At 59.1% G+C, this 18,564-nt stretch carries 11 protein-coding genes; 6 read left to right on the top strand and 5 right to left on the bottom strand.

All coding sequences use genetic code 11. From position 1 onward, the window contains the following. The first annotated feature begins 61 nt into the window (after window positions 1-61). A complete protein-coding gene (locus tag IGW03_RS18080) occupies window positions 62-1,300 on the top strand; it encodes an MFS transporter (RefSeq protein WP_438943658.1) in 1,239 nt (412 codons plus the stop codon). Window positions 1,301-1,390: 90 nt separating this feature from the next. Here the strand turns inward: IGW03_RS18080 and IGW03_RS18075 are convergent, their stop codons facing one another. From IGW03_RS18075 to IGW03_RS18060, 4 genes are all read right to left on the bottom strand, one after another. Beyond that, entirely contained in the window at window positions 1,391-2,518 is a 1,128-nt protein-coding gene (locus IGW03_RS18075; protein WP_194723962.1) for a hypothetical protein, read from the bottom strand. A gap of 97 nt (window positions 2,519-2,615) precedes the next feature. Next, window positions 2,616-3,587, bottom strand: a complete 972-nt coding sequence (locus tag IGW03_RS18070; protein WP_194723961.1) for a TerC family protein — start codon at window positions 3,585-3,587, stop codon at window positions 2,616-2,618. A gap of 173 nt (window positions 3,588-3,760) precedes the next feature. Next, a complete protein-coding gene (locus tag IGW03_RS18065; RefSeq protein WP_194723960.1) occupies window positions 3,761-4,183 on the bottom strand; it encodes a universal stress protein in 423 nt (140 codons plus the stop codon). Between the two features lie 425 nt (window positions 4,184-4,608). Then, a complete protein-coding gene (locus IGW03_RS18060) occupies window positions 4,609-5,508 on the bottom strand; it encodes an AraC family transcriptional regulator (RefSeq protein WP_194723959.1) in 900 nt (299 codons plus the stop codon). Window positions 5,509-5,654: 146 nt separating this feature from the next. On the opposite strand from IGW03_RS18060, the gene IGW03_RS18055 reads away from it, so the two are divergent. After that, window positions 5,655-6,725 carry an aldo/keto reductase gene (locus IGW03_RS18055; protein ID WP_194723958.1) on the top strand — a complete coding sequence of 357 codons (1,071 nt, stop codon included), beginning with the start codon at window positions 5,655-5,657 and terminating at the stop codon, window positions 6,723-6,725. Between the two features lie 129 nt (window positions 6,726-6,854). Continuing rightward, the gene (locus IGW03_RS18050; RefSeq protein ID WP_194723957.1) at window positions 6,855-7,376 is read left to right on the top strand and encodes a DUF2243 domain-containing protein; all 522 of its coding nucleotides are present in this window, start codon (window positions 6,855-6,857) and stop codon (window positions 7,374-7,376) included. A 175-nt stretch (window positions 7,377-7,551) separates the two neighbouring features. Here the strand turns inward: IGW03_RS18050 and IGW03_RS38165 are convergent, their stop codons facing one another. Beyond that, window positions 7,552-14,301: a transglutaminase-like domain-containing protein gene (locus IGW03_RS38165; protein WP_228535730.1), complete on the bottom strand. Its 6,750-nt coding sequence runs from the start codon at window positions 14,299-14,301 to the stop codon at window positions 7,552-7,554. A gap of 483 nt (window positions 14,302-14,784) precedes the next feature. Here IGW03_RS38165 and IGW03_RS18040 point away from each other — a divergent pair, with 483 nt between their 5' ends. From IGW03_RS18040 to IGW03_RS18030, 3 genes are all read left to right on the top strand, one after another. Next, window positions 14,785-16,674: a hypothetical protein gene (locus IGW03_RS18040; protein ID WP_194723956.1), complete on the top strand. Its 1,890-nt coding sequence runs from the start codon at window positions 14,785-14,787 to the stop codon at window positions 16,672-16,674. Window positions 16,675-16,722: 48 nt separating this feature from the next. Continuing rightward, the gene (locus tag IGW03_RS18035; RefSeq protein ID WP_194724030.1) at window positions 16,723-17,973 is read left to right on the top strand and encodes an IS256 family transposase; all 1,251 of its coding nucleotides are present in this window, start codon (window positions 16,723-16,725) and stop codon (window positions 17,971-17,973) included. A gap of 71 nt (window positions 17,974-18,044) precedes the next feature. Beyond that, the gene (locus IGW03_RS18030; RefSeq protein ID WP_194723955.1) at window positions 18,045-18,407 is read left to right on the top strand and encodes a MerR family transcriptional regulator; all 363 of its coding nucleotides are present in this window, start codon (window positions 18,045-18,047) and stop codon (window positions 18,405-18,407) included. Window positions 18,408-18,564: the final 157 nt, after the last annotated feature.

Raw genomic sequence — 18,564 nt, 5'->3', positions numbered from 1 at the left:
AAAACCAATTCGCCTAGGCTTCAAACGGTTTCAATTTGAAACTGAATTTGAAAGGACAGTCATGCAAGCTTCCTGCGCAAACGCAGCCGGTTGCCATCCCAAGCCGGAGATAGCCAGGCCCATGTCCAGAGGCACGCTCCTGCTTTTCGCTTGCGCTGCCGGCATGAGCGTTGCGAATGTCTACTATGCGCAGCCGCTGCTCGATGCCCTGGCGTTCGATTTCTCGATTTCCCATGCCGCCGTGGGAGGCGTCATCACCGCGACCCAGATCGGCTGCGCGTTGGCGCTGCTTCTCCTTGTGCCGCTTGGCGACCTTCTGAACCGCCGCCGTCTCATGCTGGCGCAGGTATTCATGCTTGCCGCGGCGCTGGTCGCCGTCGGGGTGGCGCGCTCCGCCGTTGTGCTGCTCCTGGCAATGCTCCTGACCGGCATGCTGGGTACGGCAATGACGCAGGGCCTGATCTCCTATGCCGCCAGTGCGGCGGCAGATCATGAGCGGGGCCGGGTGGTCGGCGCGGCGCAGGGCGGCGTCTTCATCGGCCTGCTGCTGGCGCGGGTGCTGTCGGGCGGCATCAGCGATCTTGCGGGATGGAGGAGCGTGTATTTCTGTTCCGCGGGCGCGATGCTGATGCTTGCGGTGCTGCTGTGGCGTTGTCTGCCCGTTCTTCGTGCGCCCGGGCGCCGCATGAGCTACCAGGACCTGATCGCCTCCATGTTTGCTCTCCTGATGCGGGATCGGGTGCTGCAAATCCGCGGCGTCCTTGCGCTGCTGATGTTTGCCGCATTCAACATTTTCTGGAGTGCGCTAGTATTGCCGTTGAGTGCGCCGCCTTATGGCTTTTCGCACACGGCCATTGGCGCATTCGGACTGGTCGGCGCCATGGGCGCGCTTGCGGCAACCTGGGCGGGGCGTCTGGCGGACAGGGGCTTCGAACAGCAGACCAGCATGGCGGCGCTGCTGCTGCTCCTGGCGGCATGGCTGCCGCTCTCATGGATGCATTTGTCGCTATGGGCGCTGGCCGTCGGCATCATCCTGCTGGATCTCGGCGGCCAGGCGATTCACGTCACCAACCAGAGCCTGATCTTCCGTTCTTCCCCGCAGGCGCACAGCCGTCTTGTCGCGGTGTACATGATGTTCTATGCAGTCGGTAGCGGCGCCGGCGCAATGGCGACGACGGCAACCTATGCGGCCGCGGGCTGGCAGGGCGTCTGCATACTCGGCGCCGGCGTCAGTGCATCCGCGCTAATGTTCTGGGCAGTGACACGGCGGCTCCTGCCCGTTACAAGGCCGGCGCAGTGAGACGGCATCCGGTCCGCACGGCAATCCTTGTCAATGTCCGCTCAGGTCTCAAGCCTCAAGCCTCAAGCCTCAAGCCTCAAGCCTCAAGCCTCAAGCCTTCACCTGCAGCGAACCGTTCAGAAAACTTGCGAGCAGTTCATTGGCCTGCTTCATCAATGGCGGCAGCAGATCGAACATCCTGTTCAGGCCGGCTTGCACCGGCTCGGCTGCATTCTTGTAAGCAGGATGGTTGGCGGCGAGTCCGCGGAACAGATCGCTGACGGACTTGGCATCGGCCAGGCCGGCCGCCTGCGCATCGGCATCCTCGGTCAATGCCGCCAGCCGGTCGATATTGCCCGCCAATGCCTGCAATGCTCCCTGATAGTAGGCAGGCAAGGCGGTGGGGGCGCTCTGGTACACGCCGGGACGGCCGAGTTCCCGGACATCCATGCCGTTGAGGAGCGCCTTGCTCGCGGAAGAGATGCTGCTGGTCAGGTCATAGGCATAGCGGTGCATGCCCGCTCCATCCTTCTGCTGGTAGCCATCCAGCATTTCCGAGCTCAGGCGCTGCGTCTTTGCTTCCAGATCGGTTTCATAGCTGAACGACAGGCTGCTGTATGCACGTTCGGCATTGCCGCCCTGGAATTGGCGGTCCTGGCTGACGTTCAATGCAAAGCCGGCCAGTTCGCCGGCATCGAAGAAGCCCAGGTCATCCATCACGACCAGCCTGCCGAAACCGACCGTGTCGCTGAAGAAGGAGTCCGCGATATCGGTCATCTTGGCGACCACCTTGTCCCGCGCTGCGCGCTCGGACTCGGACAGATTGCCTTCCACGCGGTACGCGGCGGCATTGGACTGGCTCGTCTGCGGGCCATGAGTGCGGGCTTCGTCGAAATGCAGCGTGACGGTATCGCCGTCGCGCGTCTTCACCGTCAGGGAAAAGGAGCCGGCATAGTCGGGGCGTCCGTTTGCCTGCGCTCCGCTGCCTTGCTGCGCCGACGATGCCTCATTCGCGGCACCGGAGACGCCCCGGCTCCATTCGCCCAAGCCTCGTATCAGCGGCTGGAACAGGCTGGCCGCTGACAACGCACTCTCATCCGCCGCAGCGGGCGCAGGCACTTCCGCCAGTGCAGGCTGCACGGCCAGGTCTTTGGCCGGCGACAAATCGGGGCGCGGACCGGCCGCCGGCTTTGGAAGCCAGTTCAGGCCGGCACTTGCCGGGTTGATTTTGATATTCATGGAGTTTTCCCTCACCTTCCATGTATATCGGTGACGAGCCGGGAAACTTTAAGCTTCGTCCCGGCCCGGCCAAGGTGCTGCGCATCGACCTTCCCCTTCAGGATGACTGGCTCTGCCGGTCAAGCTTGGGCGCGGTCTTTACGCTCAGCAGCATGGTGGCTGCCAGTACCACGACGACGAAGCCGAGCGAAATCGCAACGGGAATCTTCACGAAGTCCACAAGCAGCATCTTGGTGCCGATGAAGAGCAGGATGATGGACAGGCCGTAGTTGAGGAGATGGAACTTTGCCGCAACCGCCGCAAGCAGGAAGAACATGGCCCTCAGGCCGAGGATGGCAAAGATGTTCGAGCTCAGCACGATGAACGGATCGGTGGTGATGGCGAAAATCGCCGGTATCGAGTCCACCGCGAAGATGATGTCGGTGATGCCTACCATTGCCACCACCATCAGCAGCGGCGTGGCGATGCGCTTGCCGTTTTCGCGTGTGAAGAAGCGTTCGCCGTCGAATCGGGACGAGACAGGCAATATGCGGCGCAGCAGTTTCAGCGCGGGATTGTCGTCGAGGTGCGGCTCCTTGCCCGCTGCCATCCACATCTTGATGCCGGTCACGACCAGCAGCGCGCCGAAGACGTAGAGAATCCAGTGAAACTCGGTCACCAGCCAGCCGCCGATCAGAATCATGATGGTGCGCAGGACGATGGCGCCGATCACGCCGATCATCAATACCCGCTTCTGGTATTCGGCCGGTACCGAGAAGTAGGTGAAGATCATCAGGAAAACAAAAATGTTGTCTACCGCGAGCGACTTCTCGATCAGGTAGCCGGTCAGGAATTCCAGCGCACGGGCATTGGCCAGCGCGGTATCGCCGGTCGTATCGCGTACCGCCCACCAGAAGAGCGCATTGAAGGCAAAGCTCAGGCCGATCCAGGCGAGAGACCAGTTAAGCGCTTCCTTCACCGTGACGGCATGGGCGCCCTGCTTGCGCAGCATGACGAAATCGACGTAAAGCGCAGCAATGACGCTGGCAACAAAGAAGACAAGCAGCCAATCAGGCGCAATGGTACTCATTGATAAACTCCAGCAAGTAGTTTGTCGATATGAGTAAAGGGTCTTGCTGGTGGACCTTGCCGGTCCAATGCGGGCCCGGGATCGTGATTGCCACGAATCCGGATTGACGGGATGCCGCCACGGCGCCTGCCGCGTGCTACTCCCCCTTTACGGATGTTTTTTGGGACGGTGATTCAGCGCACGATAAGGACCGGCACCTTGCAATAGGCAAGCACCTTCGCAGTGACCGACCCGGTGACGAGGCTTCCCAGAGCGGAATGTCCGTGGGAACCCATCACGATCAGGTCGTAGGCGCCCTTGGTTGCCGTCTCCGCAATAATCTCCGGAGCATGCCCATGCTTGAACTGCGTCTTGATGTTGTAGCCGTTCTCCTCGAAGAAGCGGCGCACGGGACTGAGTACTTTTTCGGCTTCCTCCCTGATGTAGTTGGTCACGACGTTTTTCCCGACGACCGCAGCCGCATGCGGCGGCACATCCGGCACCACGGTCAGCGCCATGCAGTCATGCGGCGCATCGAAAAGGGCGGGGTGCGTGGTCACATATTTCTGCACAAGCTTGGAACAGTCACTGCCGTCCAAGGCAATGAGAATTTTCATGGTTCCTCCAATGGGCGATTGATAATGCGCCGCGTTGCGATAGGCAAGCACGGCCTCAGGTGCTGCAGGTCTGTGTCGAAAAAATTGGCAATTCGATATTCAGTAAATTAGCGCATGCGGGCTTTAATAAAAAGTGGAAAAACGGAAGCGACACTGTAAGATTCTGGAATTTGCCTGAGTGAATGGAATGAGAAACGCCTGCCGGCATTGTCGAATAACACGAGTGCTCGCACCTTCTCGAATGACAACAAGACCTTTGCGACGGGGGCCGCGAAAAATGAATAAGGTGTTGGATGCACCGTCAGGCAACTCGCAATCTGTTTCTTGCTGAATTGCATTGCGGAAGCGATTCCACCGGGAATGCCCTGCTGTGATCGATCGGCGCATATCCCCGCACCGCGGCCGCACTGCAGGGGCAGCCCGTGTCAGTGCGCAGCAGAATCCGCCGTCTCCCGCAGGCGGCTCGCATCCCGCGCAGGGGGCATGCCGAAGATGCGGACATAGTCACGGCTGAATTGCGAAGGGCTTTCATAACCCACCTGGAAACCCGCCGTGGCAGCCTCCATGCCCTCGGCCACCATCAAGCGCCGCGCCTCCTGCATGCGCAGCTGCGTACGAAACTCCAGAGGACTCAACGCGGTCACCGCCTTGAAATTGGCATGAAAGCTGGAACGGCTCATCCCGGCGATATCCGCTACGTCGTCGATCCTGCATGCCTCGGTGTAATGCGCACGCAGCCAGGCAATGGCCTTGACGATCTGATTCAGGCGGCTGTTGGCCTGAGCCATCTGCCTCACGGCGCGGTTGCCCGGTCCGGTGAGCAGGCGATACAGGATTTCGCGTGTCACCAGAGGGGCAATCGCTTCGATGTCGGCGGGTTGGTCCAGCAAGCCGGCCAGCCGTGCCGCCGCGTCCAGCAGTTCCGGCGTCGTTTCGCCCAGTGATATACCGGCCGAGGGCAGATCGGAACTGTCTTCCTTTACGGGATGGCGCAACGCCAGTTCGCTCAGTTCGGCGGTATCGAGATCGAGGCGAAGACACAGATAGGGCCTCGCGTCGCTGGCTTCGATGACCGAGCCGGTAACGGGAAGATTGACCGATGCCACGAGGTACTTGGCCGCGTCATACACATAGGTTGCCGTGCCGAGCACCGCCTGCTTGCGGCCCTGAGCCACCAGGCACAGCGTCGGTTCGTAGAGAACCGGCATCGGCATGGTCGGCGCCGATGCGCGCAGCAGGCTTGCGCCGGGAATCGCGGTATCGTAAATGCCATCGCCGGGCGCATGACGGGCGATGATGTCAGCAAGCTTTGTCAGCGGATTCATGAGTTCCATGAGTTTGATGGCGCCTGGCCCAGGCTGTTCATTCGGACAATCGTGCAATCATAAAGGACTTTCCTGATATCGCTCAACGGCGAGCCTCCTGCAAACTTCAAGGCGTTCCACTTTGATCGCTTGAAAGGAGTTTGCAAATGACTGGACATTTTTCTCTTGATCACTATCGTCTTCTCGGACGATCCGGCATGCGCGTCTCGCCGTTGGCGCTGGGCACCATGACCTTCGGGTCGGACTGGGGCTGGGGTGCCGACGAGGCGGAGGCCACGCGCATCTTCAATGCCTACGTGGAGCGCGGCGGCAATTTCGTCGATACCGCGGTCAACTACACCAACGGCGCTTCGGAACGCATCGTCGGCCGGCTGCTCAAGGGCAGGCGCGACCGCATCGTGCTGTCCACCAAATTCACGATGGCAAGGGATCCGGCCGATCCCAACTCCGGCGGCAACCACCGGATGAATCTGGTGCGCTCCGTGGAGACAAGCCTGAGGCAGCTCGACACCGACCGCATCGAGCTGCTGCACCTGCATGCCTGGGATTTCACGACATCGCCGGACGAAGTCATGCGTGCGCTCGACGATCTGGTCCGCGCGGGCAAGGTACTCTATCTCGGCATCTGCAATACGCCGGCCTGGCAGGTGTCGCGGCTGCAGACGATTGCCGACCTGCGCGGCTGGTCGCCGCTGATTTCGCTGCAGATCGAGTACAACCTGCTGGAGCGCACGGTCGAGCATGAGCTGATGCCCATGGCACAGGCTCTGGGCTTGGGCGTGATGCCGTGGTCGCCGCTGGGCGGCGGCATGCTGACCGGCAAATACGGCCGCAAGGACTTGGCGCAGGAAGGAGAGGCCAAGGTATCCGCAACGCGCAAGGGCGTCATCGCGTCTTCCGGACACATGACCGAGCGCGCGCTGGATATTGCCGAAGTCGTGGCCGCCGTGGCCGGTGAAACCGACGCAACGCCTGCACAGGTTGCGCTGGCCTGGACGCTGCGCCATGCCGCTGTGGTTTCGCCCGTGATCGGCGCGCGCACCGCGTCGCAGGCACTGGAAAACCTCGCGGCTCTCGACGTGCGTTTAAGCGACGAGCAGCTTGCGCGTCTCGATCAGGCGAGTGCGCCGGCACCGATCTTTCCGGACCGCTTCGTTTCCCAGCCCCTGGTTCAGCAGCTGATCTTCGGCAATGCAGAGGTGGCGCGCAGGCCATGAGGCTTTAATTCAAGCGCATGACCTTGCTCGCCGGAACAGGCGGCAAGGCCTGAACCAAGGCCTGAACTTTTCCCGCCGCCGTTCATCGCATGAGTCAGATACTCCTGACTCTCTCATCACGGATACACCATGAATCAACGCGGCGATGACGGTCCACGCTTTCCCACGGCGGCGGGAATTTTCTTCGGCCTGGGCCTGGGCGGCTTCTTCGATGGCATCGTGCTGCACCAGATACTGCAGTGGCATCACATGTTTACCAGTGCCGGCTATCCTCCGGACAGCGTTTCGAATCTGAAATTCAATACGCTATGGGACGGCCTTTTTCATGCATCGACCTATGTCTTCGTCGTGATCGGACTGGTCCTGCTCTGGCGCGCGGCGCACCGCCGCCATCTTTGGTGGTCGGGGCGCATGCTGGCGGGCAGCATGCTGATGGGATTCGGCCTCTTCAACGTCGTCGAAGGCATTGTCGATCACCACGTCCTGCAGATCCATCATGTGAACGAGACCGTGCCGACGGAGCAGTGGCTGGTTTGGGATCTTGCTTTCCTCGCCTGGGGCGCAGCAATGCTGGCGGGCGGCTGGTGGCTGCTGCGTTCGGGCCGCCAGCGCACCGAGAGGCGCAAGCCGCATCTGCGGCGCGTGCAATGACTGGTCATGACGGTCATCGATCATGTGCTGCCACGTTGACGTTCCCGGATGGCCAAAGCCGGCGGTGTACTTCTTCTTTCACCGCCGCGCTGGTGGCGTAGGCAAGGAAGCTGGCCTGCAAGTCGCGTCCGCCTGCTTGGTCTAGTCTGCGGCTGCGGGTGCAATTGCGAGAGTCTTATCCAAGTATGCGGCGGCATTGCGCCGACAGGGCGGCTTTTTGAGAATTTTTTATGGAAAGACTGTCATTGACCAACTCGACCAATTCATCGCCTTTTTCTTGAAATCCAGAATTACGGGGCATTGCCGGAAGCACGCCCAATATTGCAATAGCCTGGTCGATCAAGTCTTGATTGGCCTCCGCAAGGTATCCCGAAAGGAATTGCGCAAGCCATTCATCGGCGGACGCGGGCGGAGAATCGATGTCGCGGGTTTTAATAATGTTGGTGAGGAAGATTGCGACGTTCATGCATGCCGGCGCCATCCTGTTTCGATTGGAGTCGTGACAAATCTCTTGAATCACCACCAGAATATCGCGCAAGAGTTGAAGTTTTGTTGATATGGTGGGCCTGTAAGAATTCACGCGATTTAAGACGGCGACATTGGTTGCTTCGACCAGTTTATCAACTATATCGGCATTGTTCATGCCGCGCTGAATAAGATCCTCTATTCTAAGGTTGATTTCCCGTAAAAATTTCCTGTTGTTTATCGCGATGGAGCCCGTAAGGACAGCTTCCTTGGTAATGCTCAGTGTCCTGCCATGCAGGGGTATCTGGATCGGCAAGCCGTCATCCGACTTGCTGAGCTTATCGACGAAGAACCAGAGTTCCTCGATCAAGCAATCCATCACAGCCTTTTCGTCATTGCGATCCACATTCCTGTAATCCAGCACAGCCTCATAATAGGTGGCAGCGATGCGGTCAAGATAAGCTTTACTGTCGCCAGTGACGCGAAGCGCGCTTTCATCGTCGTTCCGCTTCCTGGCCGACGAATCGGGTATCGGCAAAGCATGTTGTATGTCGGGCGCTTCTTTCAGCTCAAGCAGTTCGCCTATGCTGCCATAGTAGTAGATCTGGATGTCGCTATGGATCAGTGCCTGAATGGGACGAACCATCCTGACAAGGAATCGAATCCATTCCTTTGCGTCACTCTGCTCTGGCAGGCTTTCGATGTAGATGGCACGGTGTTTAAGGCTGGTGCTCGGCCTGCTATCGAGATAGAAATCCGGCTTGCCCTGCATGTAGCGCTTCAGGTCGAGAGTGCCGGCAACAGCGTTGTATGTCTTCGTCGCGCGTTCGGTGTCCCAGTAAGCCAGATCAAGCGTGGCGGGATCAAAATGCTGCTTGAGCAGTTGTTGGGAAATGTCCAGATGCTGGCGATCGATATTGTAAAACGACTTGGTTTGGAAGATGGTGCTCACTGACGAAATCAAAGCAGAATGGAAACGCGAAGCGGTCTCCCCCTGAAGATAGGATGCTTGCAAGTCTACCGGCGTAGGATCGATCCGTATCCAATTTCCCTTCTCGTTTTCATATTCCACCCAGGTATGTGAAGCTGCCGGAATGGTTTCGGATTTGACACGATGACCCCCACACACGCGGGCGGGAATGTGAAATAGTTGTTCAAGAACCGCTGCGAAAGCGTAGGCGAATTCGACGCAGACACCTTCCCCCTGTTCCAGAAAACGCTGGCATCGTGCGGCAATGCCATTCGTATTGTTCAGCGCATCTGCATCGTCATGCGAGTATTGAAAATAGCGTGGATCAAGGAAGATTTTCGCCAACGCGGCGGCAATTTTCTTCGCCGAATAGGACGCCACTCCAGATTTTTTAATGTTCGTTTGCAGCGCAAGAATGGCCTGCATGGCCTCGCGGCCTTCGCTGGAGAATTCGAGGCCGGAAAAAAGTTGATAGCCCGCCTTTCGATTCCTTCCGCCTTGTCCCTCTTCATGAAACGGAACGAGGGAATATCTCACTGTGTCGATAGATGCTTCCGACGTACTGAAGTTGACGTACCAGCCGCCATAATCATCACGGCGGATTGATCCGGACATGATGCCGTCGAGCCGTACTCCGGCCGGTCTGGTACCGTTTGAGGCAAGAAGATAGACCCGAGACCTGCCAGAAAGTGATCTGTTCACGTGGACGCGATGGAGTTCGATGTCTGATACTGTGGAGGCGAGAGCCGATTGATTGTTCTCGAATCGCACGCGCGGGAAAGGGACGGCCTCATTGCCAAGCGTACGGCGTTCTAATTCCAAATAGAGTTCCTGCCCCGCGGCGTTGATGACACGGCCGATGTCTCCCTTCGGAGTTTCCTTGCCGACGGCGGAATTGAACGGGAGCGCCGGATCGAAATTGGTGACTGGTGCCCAGGGATGGGTTGCGCCCGCAGCTGCAGCGTGGGCGACCGGTGCATCGAGAGGGGACCGTACCGTCGTTCGTCGCTCGGGCCCGTGTGTGTCGTGCTGGTGTGCTTGAGGTTGCGGTGCATGAGAATCCCCCATGTCGATCCGCAGCACCGCCGTGCACAGTTGTTCCAGTTCATGGCCTGGATTGAATCTGATGCAATGCTCTTTGGCGTCGTATCGTACCGACCGGGTCGCAAGGAGTGTATTGTCTGCGATGATTTGCGGCCATGTCAGCCAGTCGGGATGAACAAGCATGAACGCGCGTCGAAGCTGCCCTGCAAGTTCCGATGACCGGTCGGCATCGGCCGGCTGCTTCCTGTGCGGTGCGCTTCCCCCCGCCTTGTTTGCCTGAAACAGGTAATAGGCATATGCCTTGGAGAATGCCGCATCGTAACGCAGGCGGGGCTGTCTGAAGACGTCTTCCAGCGCCCTGAACAATTCACGCAGCTTCGGCTTGAATTCGTCGGGAACATCCGCAAGCCGTTCGGCCAAACCCAAATGGTCGCGGACCAATGCATGGATTGTCGAATCCGGAACGGCCGGAAAGCGGATTTTTCCCCGCTGGCGAGCGGAGAGGTTACGGGCGAAATGATGAGCAATCTCTTGCAGTTCATTTGGCGCATAATCATCGATCTTCTTGATGAGCATGCGGTTTTTCAGCGCATCCGACATCGGCTTGCGTCCGGCATAACCGCCGGCATGCCCACTCGGATTGACCGTCGCGATCAGTGCAAAATTCCTGTGCACTTCCTTGTCGCCCGCAAGTACTGCATTCAGTTCTCCTTCAAGAATGCCGGAAGGCAGGTTCGTGAGCTCGTCGATGACGACAACCTTTCCCTTCTTGCAGCCATTCTTGAGCGAGGTTCGCAAATGCTTCAAGTCGCTGGGGTCGGCATTGACCCGGACATAGCTGATATGCGCCGCATCGAGAACGGCCATCACAACGGCATCCTTGCCGCGTGATGCAGGACCTTCGATGAGGAGCGCTCTCTGTCCGAGCACTGCTTTACCGGGATTCAAGCTTTGACGGAGCTTTTGCGTATCCAGCCACCAAAGCACTTCATCTGCGAGCGCCTGCGTGCTTGCCGTCGGCAGAAGCCCTGACTGACTCAGGTCCGCATGCGGCAGTGCAGGCGGTTCCTCCCCTGAATTGATGCCAAACGTCCAGCGAAGCCAGGATTCGATCACGGGCGCATCTTCGGCCGGCAGGACGCCGCCATACACGTTGAGTGCCAGGCGGAACATCCATGGCGCAAGTGCCGCGTGCGGAAATCGCTGCCGATGGCTCAGCACCTGGCAAACGTATTCCTCCAGATTGCGCGGCGACAGGCTCGCTTCCGGATAAGCATGGTGCAAGGCGGTATGGATGTTTACCGCATGCTGGACGAGCCATTCGTTCTCTCGGCTGTCGCCGGCATGTTCCAGCAAGGGGTTCACGAAAAGCGTTCTCAGCTGCTCCGGTTTCATCGGTTTGAAATACTGAGTGATGAAGGATTCAGCCGCCATGGGCGAGCGCTTGCGCCCGGGATAGCTGTCCGCATTGCCGGTGAAGACTATCGTTTTGTCCGGATGCAGGTGATGCCGCACGCAGTTGACGACGATCGTTCCATTCATGAATTTCGCCTTGAGGGCATCATGGCTGCTCTCGTCGCTGATTAGGTTGGCCTCGTCCACCACCAGCATCCGAGGCTCGGTGTCGCGTGCCCAGTCTTCCATTACCTCTTCATATTCAGGCGAGTTGATTGTCGCAATGTTCGCACGATACGGCTTGGTCGCGTGCCGCGTGGTGGAGGCAGACTTTCCCGTGCCTGGCGGCCCTTTCTTGAACACGGCTCCGCTCTGCCGCTGAGCCATGATCGTCTTGAACCGGTTTTTCCGCAGTGGCGACAGCACCGGCGGGCGGTCATAGCGTGTCAGCCGCCTTGCGGACGGAGAAGTCGCATTTCCGCCCATCTGCAGTGCGACGGTATTGGTAAGCAGCGGCCGCAGCGCCGGCCGGACCAGAGGTGCCTGCGCATGCAGCCAGTCCAGTATCCGGTCATTGATATCGTCCGGCATCTCCACGCGATCCGGCAACGGGCTGGTTACGCCGATGATGCTTCTGATCACGTCAGGACTGAACACGTTGAGAAATCGGTATGCATTGTTGCAAACGTCATTTGGATGCTTGACGCGTATCAGAAGGTTTTCCAGGCGAGCCAGATCCACACTTGTTCGGGGCATCGCACTCATCTGTTCAGGAAACAATGCCTTGAGTATCGCCTTCAGCCTCGAGTATCTTTCTTCACTTTCCGGATCGCTCTGGCGGTGGTCGCCGAGAAGCATGTCCTTGAAAACCATGGGCCGGATACGTTCCCAAATTTCTTGGACAAAGTCACCGGCATGCGCGCGTTGCCGGGGGTCGAGATGGCGCAACAGTTTTTCCATGGTCCTGTAGCTGACAGGATGTTCCCATGCGGGCAGCAGGCCATCGTGCGTCAAGGTGTTGAAAAAGCAGACGGTTCTCCGCAATTGCTCCGCGATATTGCCATGGCCCTGCGGCGCTAGCGCGGGAAATGCGGCGGCGAGTTTGGCGATCATGGCGTTGGTCCATGCCTGATCGTCGTTCATGCCGTCGTCGCAGGCCGGCGTCAGCGCATGCTTGTCGAGCATTGCTTGATGCTGCGTGACGGCGATCAGCCGTCCGGTCAAGCCTCCTCCTTCGCCGAAGTGCCAGAGCCGACCGTCGGGAGTGGTGTAGTAGTGCGGCCAGTGCAGCAGGGTGGCGAGATCGTCTTCCAGCGCGGGATTGTGGCCATGCAGGATGACGGTTCGGCCTGCCCTCAGATCGACGAGCATTTGCCCCATCTTGATGGAAAGTCCGTTAGGTCTCAGTGTTCCCTCGGCGGCTCGCTCGCACAGCGTCAGATGGGTGCGTTCCACGCCGCACATCAACGTATCGGCACGCATGGCCGGCGTGACGAAAATGTGCTGGGCGTCCGTCGGAAAATCAACCAGTGCGGAATCGGCGCTCAGAAGGAAAGTCACCGGTGTGCCTGCAGTCGCATCATGATCGAAGGCGGCCCTGCGGGCAATCCTCCGCAGTCCCGCAAGCGTTGCTACGTGTGCTTTGTATCTGTCCGGTACTTCGACGCCCGGCGATGCAGCCACATCGAATGGCAGTGGATACGTCAGCAACCTGGCCCAATGCTGGTCGGGTAGTTGTTCGCACACATGGACGACAGGCCGCCTTCCTTCCCCAAGCCGCATCTGCGCCTGCTGCAGCAGCGATGGCTGCCTTGTCAGCCCGGATGGCGCTATGCCGTAGTGCGGCTTCAACGTCATGTCGATGTTGGATGCATTGACCGTGCAAACTGCTCCGGCGCGGAGGTCTTCTATCCTTCCCGTGAACGGGCCCTTGGTTGCGAGGCGCTCCTTGAGTCTTCTTTCGGGAATACCCTGCTCAAGCCGTACCCTGACTTTTTTGCTTCTCAGCTCGTGAACCAAATCCTCGAAATAAGGGTCATTCATCGGCGCGTTGCGCAAGAAAAGCGTGCCCTCGGGGAGATTTTCCATAAATCCCGGCTTGTATGTCCATTGTCCGTTGGGCTGCAGTTCCGGAGCGCCGTAGGCGAGATCGCGCCACTTTGTTTCCGACTTGAAATCGATGATGCGGTCGATTGCCTCGTATCGGACGCGCGGCTGTGCGATGGGCGGTTGTGGAACATCGTCGAAAGAGACGTTGGAAAAGTCCTTGAACTCTACCCGCGAAATCTGAGCACCGGAAAGCACATGCTTCTTCAAGGTCGCGACATCGCAAAGAAAGACGAGCCGCACCGGACGCTTCAGCTTCTTTCCCTGCCAGACTCCGTCGGTCAACAGCGCATTGAACGCCTCCAGATGCTGCGGCGAGAAATTCGGCACGTTGAGAATGAGCGTGCCGCCGTCGTTGAGCAGCTTGGTGAAGGGGCCAGCCGCCAGCTTGAGCCGCCCAAAGCTGCCGACTTGAATCGTCTGTTCGAAATCTCCGAGCGAATCCGTGTCGTGCAGATAAAGCGCATTCCTGCCGTGACTCCTGAGGACTCTCTGAAACTGCCGCCGCGCGTTGCTTACCTGTGAGGCGTCTCTTACCGCAACGTTGGCATGCCTTGCCGCACCGTCCAGCAGCCAGCGCAGATGCGGCGGCTGGTCGGCGCCTTGACCGGCGCCAGGCAGATTCCGGCGCGAACCGCGCATGTTCGGGATATGCGGCATTTGATTCTCGGCCGTCCTGAGAGAGGTTACCGACGGGTTTGCCATGGCATGCGGCGGTCCGGATAGTGGCTCCGAATGCGGAGCAGGACGAGACGAAGCCCGTCCAGTGGCTTGTTCCTCGCGAACGCCGGCAGGCGGACGTTGATTTGCAGGATGAGTGAGATAACGTGGTGGAAAGTTGGTGTCCAAGGTGTACTCGATCAAGCTGTTGTTCGAAACGACACCGGGAAAAGACATGTCCGGCATTGCGGCAACTGAGTGTCGTGACGGACGATGAAGTTCCATGAATTTGCAGTCGGCCGATGCAACTTCTTCCCCTTCTCCTGCAGGCGCGGCGTGAGCGGGTTCTGCAAACCATCGGTTTGCACTGCTGAAGCCTACTGGTTTGCAAGTCAAGCCGTGGGACGCATCATTTGGTCTTGGAACCGTAAACGGGATTTCGCTACATACAACTAGCAGCCGAATCATTCAGCGCATCGAATTGCACGGCTCGTTCCAGTGCGGATGAGGCAGCACGCCGCATCTCGCGTTCCAGTGCATTGCGCTGTCATGTTTTCCAGCGACGTAGAGAGAGTTGAGCCCATTGCCATGAAACCGATCCGGTATCCCGGCCCGCCGCCCCAGATCATTTCCCATTCCAGCCGCACCGACGGTACGCGCGTGGCGGCACCCTCAACGCCTCCGCCTTTGCCGCCCAAACCTGTTGAAGCGGCGTCTCCTCGTTCGAGGGGCTATGGCGCGGGGAGATTTGCCTTCATGGCAAAAGGCATGACGAACAGAGCAGCGCCGAGACAGTTGCCGAGTCCGCCGATCAATGCGCCGATCAGCACGTCGACGGCGCCAGGCTCTCCAGAGTATGGGACGACCGTGCAGGCGGCACCGCCGGTGCCGGCCCGGCCATGGATACTCCAGCCGCCGACCCGCTTCCCAGCTCCATTGCCGCCGCGTCCCTATGTGCCTATAAGGCTAGCCGGCCACGCGCACTACGGCACGCAAGGCGAACCGGGGATACTGTGCACCGATTTCGCCCGTCAGGCGGTAGAACGCCTGTTCGACGACAGCGGCAAACTGGATTGTGGAGCCATCATGCGTCTGATGGAAGACGTCAACATCAATACACAATTGCCGGTCCATCACCGCGAGAACCTGATGCGCACGCTTGCCCACATGGGACAGGGCGGTGAGCTGGCGACTACGCTCAACAGCATTTGCGCCCATCCGGGAGTACGTCTAAGGGGACCCGCCGCCGACCTGGTGCGCGCCACGCTCAACCTGCCTCCCGGCCAGCAACTGACCGCCGTGCATGCGCGCAAGGCCGCAGCCATGGCGCTGCTTGGCAACCTGCGGCAGGGGAAGGTCGGTTCCTGTTTCGCCACCTCCGCGGCGATCGTTCTGCACGAAGACGCGCCGGAAGTCGTCGCTAGAGATCTAAAAACTCTGCTTGAGACCAACAAGCTGGTCTTCGACAGGAACGGCACGAAATTCGATATGCCGCTGAACAAGCGCATCAGTACCGGCGATCTCGATATCGAGGTATTGATGCGGGCGGACGGTACTTGCCATGGCAATGCGTCCAATAATGGCAATGGCGGTCCTTCATACAGGCTGCATGAGACGCCCGGCATGCAGGCCGCGCTGACGGCGCTCGGCATCCCGCAGCCGATGATGGAGCAGGCCGTGACCACGGCCCTGAGGCAGATGAATCTGCAAGGAGACATCACCTATCGCGTCAGCAAGCGGAGCATACTCGAGCACATCGCTCGCAATCATGCCAATCCGGCGCTGCCCGGCAATCCGCTTGCAAGCGCGCTGAACGCCTATGCGGGAAGGGAAGACGTAAGGCTGCTGCGTGCATGGGAATATACCCTGGCCGGCGCGGCGGAGATCGATCGCCAAGCTATTCATGTCGACATGTTCAGCGCTGCCGCCTTGTTCGGCCCCGATATTCCAGGCAGGCCGGATCTCGGATCGCTGGCGCGGCATACCGGCATGCTGACCCGGCAGCTTGCAGCCGACGCACGCTTTCGATCCACGCCATTGCAGCCGCTCAGCACACATCTTTTCAATGACATCCAGGCAGTCATGAAGAATCGCTTCATGCTCCAGTACGATGCAGACATCAAGCAAGGCACCCTTTCCAGCGACGGCGTCAGCAATCGCGGCGGTTTTGTCCTGTATGACCGTCTGCCGCCGAACGATCCGAGCAAATGGGTGCGCATCGATAATCCGAAAACCTTCCAGCAGGCGCTGGCACATGCCGTCAGTGAAGCGGCGTGGCGCACGCACGCCGGGATGCAGAACATGCCCGGAAATCCGCAGGCGAACCAGGCCGCCTTGCAGGAGTATGTCCGGCATCTGGGCAGGCATATTCATAGCGATGCATTTACGGAATTCACTGCACGCAACATGAATCCCAATGTAGCGGGTCAGCCGGGAATCGACTTGCAACAATGTGGCAATCTTCCCTGGAAGCAGGCGCGCGGTGCCGATTTCCGAGCGGTCTTCAGACAGTATGGCGGCACCAGCTGCTTCTTATCGCCTGCTCTTCCGTCAGCAGGAACTATTGATCAATCGGAGAGCGGACAAGCTCCGGGCATGCGCAGACCGCCGCGCGCGGGTGATGCAACTCTGGTAGAGCCTGTCAGGATTTTTGTGTAAAGCGGGGTCATGAAATAATACCGAAAGGGACGTTCCATGACCGACGTAATGACCACCAAGAAGCCTAAAAAACAGAAAGCACCACCGCCGTTTCCGGTCGAACTGATCGACCAGTTGCTGGCAACGGTCCAGAACAAGGATGCCGAATCGATTCTGGGCGAGTCCGGACTGGCCGGGCAGCTCAAGAAGATGCTGGCTGAGCGCATGCTGGCCGCCGAACTGACCCACCATTTGGAGAACGAAGGCGAGTCCAGCAAGAACCACCGCAACGGCACGTCGCCCAAGAAGGTACTGGCACCGGGTGGCGAACTGCAACTTGATGTGCCGCGTGACCGGCTCTCTAGCTTCGAGCCCAAGCTGGTGGCCAAGCACCAGCGGCGCATGCCCGGCTTTGATGATCATGTCATCAGCATGTACGCCCGTGGCATGACAGTGCGGGAGATCCAGGGCCACCTGCTGGAGCTCTACGGCACCGAAGTATCACCTGACCTGATTTCCACCATCACCGACGAAGTCATCGAGGAGGTGACGCACTGGCAGCAACGGCCACTGGAGGCTACGTATGCCATCGTTTACTTTGACGCGCTGCGCCTGAAGATCCGTGACGAAGGAACGGTCAAGAACAAGGCGGTGTACCTGGCGCTGGGCGTACGTGCTGACGGTCGCAAGGAAGTGCTGGGCTTGTGGATCGAGCAGACCGAGGGTGCCAAGTTCTGGCTCAAGGTCTTCAATGATCTGAAGAACCGTGGCTTGAACGACATCCTGATCGCCGTAGTTGACGGTCTACGCGGCTTCCCGGAAGCCATTGAGGCGGTCTATCCGCAGGCACAGATCCAGACCTGCATCGTGCACCTGATCCGCAACTCGACCACACTGGCAGCATGGAAGGACCGCAAGGATCTGGCCGCAGCGCTCAAGCCGGTCTACCAGGCGGCGAACGCGGACCTGGCAGCGGCGGCGCTAGAGGAGTTTGCTGCTGGCCCGTGGGGCAGTAAGTTCCCGACGGTGGCGGCGATGTGGAAGCGTCAATGGCAGCAGGTGATTCCCTTCTTTGCCTATCCCCCTGAGGTCAGGACCATCATCTACACCACAAACGCGATCGAGAGCTTGCATATGCGACTGCGCAAGATCGTCAAGAACCGGGGCCACTTCCCCAGTGACGAGGCCGCGACCAAGCTACTGTTCCTGGCCTTGCGCAATATTGAGAAAGACTGGAAGATGCCGCAGCGGACATGGAAGCAAGCGGCCAATCAGTTCGCCATCATGTTCGGCGAGCGCTTCACCAACGCCATCAACTAACCCGACCCCACACACAAAAATACCGACAGGTCCCTCCGGTATTGAGTTTCGTATTCGATTCGCTTCGCGAAATGAAGTCGGAACTGGGAAGCCCTATTGACCAACGCCTGAAAAAGCTGCCGATCGGTAATTCGCTGCATGCCTTCTCGCTGCTGACGGGCACGTTCAGGGACGCCTTGCAATATGAGAGCGTCACGTCGGAACAATGGATTCATCATCACGTTACAGCACCAGCCATGCACCATGTGGCAGCGGAGCGCACCGAGCCGCCGCTTCAACAGTTCATCAGCGAACTGAGCCGAGCGCTCGGGTTGACGCCGCACAACGCTCAGTTATTTGCAAGCAGCATCGCAGGCCATATTCCAATGAATGCCGGAGGCCATCAGCGTTATACGCTGACCCATCTGCATCGAGAATTAGCGGTAGTTTGTTAAATCCGGAGATAGAGGTTAATGCCGCAGCCTGACGTGAGGAAGGCTAACAGCGCGGCGAGCTCTGGCGGTGGGGGCATGTCCGAACAGGCCTGCCAGCAGGACATGAGCCAACGTGCCGGGGTCATCCAAGCCCGAATGGATCGCAGCAATCGAGGCC

The organism is Noviherbaspirillum malthae (assembly GCF_015352985.1).
Classification (GTDB): domain Bacteria; phylum Pseudomonadota; class Gammaproteobacteria; order Burkholderiales; family Burkholderiaceae_D; genus Noviherbaspirillum; species Noviherbaspirillum malthae.
The sequence above is the reverse complement of the archived record's forward strand: the minus strand, read 5'-3'. Positions and strand labels throughout refer to the sequence as shown.

Excerpts from the sequence above, each read along its gene's own strand:
- IGW03_RS18055 (WP_194723958.1), top strand. The coding sequence starts at position 5,655 with ATGACTGGACATTTTTCTCTTGATCACTATCGTCTTCTCGGACGATCC.
- IGW03_RS18080 (WP_438943658.1), top strand. The coding sequence starts at position 62 with ATGCAAGCTTCCTGCGCAAACGCAGCCGGTTGCCATCCCAAGCCGGAG.
- IGW03_RS18075 (WP_194723962.1), bottom strand. The coding sequence starts at position 2,518 with ATGAATATCAAAATCAACCCGGCAAGTGCCGGCCTGAACTGGCTTCCA.
- IGW03_RS18070 (WP_194723961.1), bottom strand. The coding sequence starts at position 3,587 with ATGAGTACCATTGCGCCTGATTGGCTGCTTGTCTTCTTTGTTGCCAGC.
- IGW03_RS18030 (WP_194723955.1), top strand. The coding sequence starts at position 18,045 with ATGAAGTCGGAACTGGGAAGCCCTATTGACCAACGCCTGAAAAAGCTG.
- IGW03_RS18035 (WP_194724030.1), top strand. The coding sequence starts at position 16,723 with ATGACCACCAAGAAGCCTAAAAAACAGAAAGCACCACCGCCGTTTCCG.
- IGW03_RS38165 (WP_228535730.1), bottom strand. The coding sequence starts at position 14,301 with ATGGAACTTCATCGTCCGTCACGACACTCAGTTGCCGCAATGCCGGAC.
- IGW03_RS18040 (WP_194723956.1), top strand. The coding sequence starts at position 14,785 with ATGACGAACAGAGCAGCGCCGAGACAGTTGCCGAGTCCGCCGATCAAT.
- IGW03_RS18060 (WP_194723959.1), bottom strand. The coding sequence starts at position 5,508 with ATGAATCCGCTGACAAAGCTTGCTGACATCATCGCCCGTCATGCGCCC.
- IGW03_RS18065 (WP_194723960.1), bottom strand. The coding sequence starts at position 4,183 with ATGAAAATTCTCATTGCCTTGGACGGCAGTGACTGTTCCAAGCTTGTG.
- IGW03_RS18050 (WP_194723957.1), top strand. The coding sequence starts at position 6,855 with ATGAATCAACGCGGCGATGACGGTCCACGCTTTCCCACGGCGGCGGGA.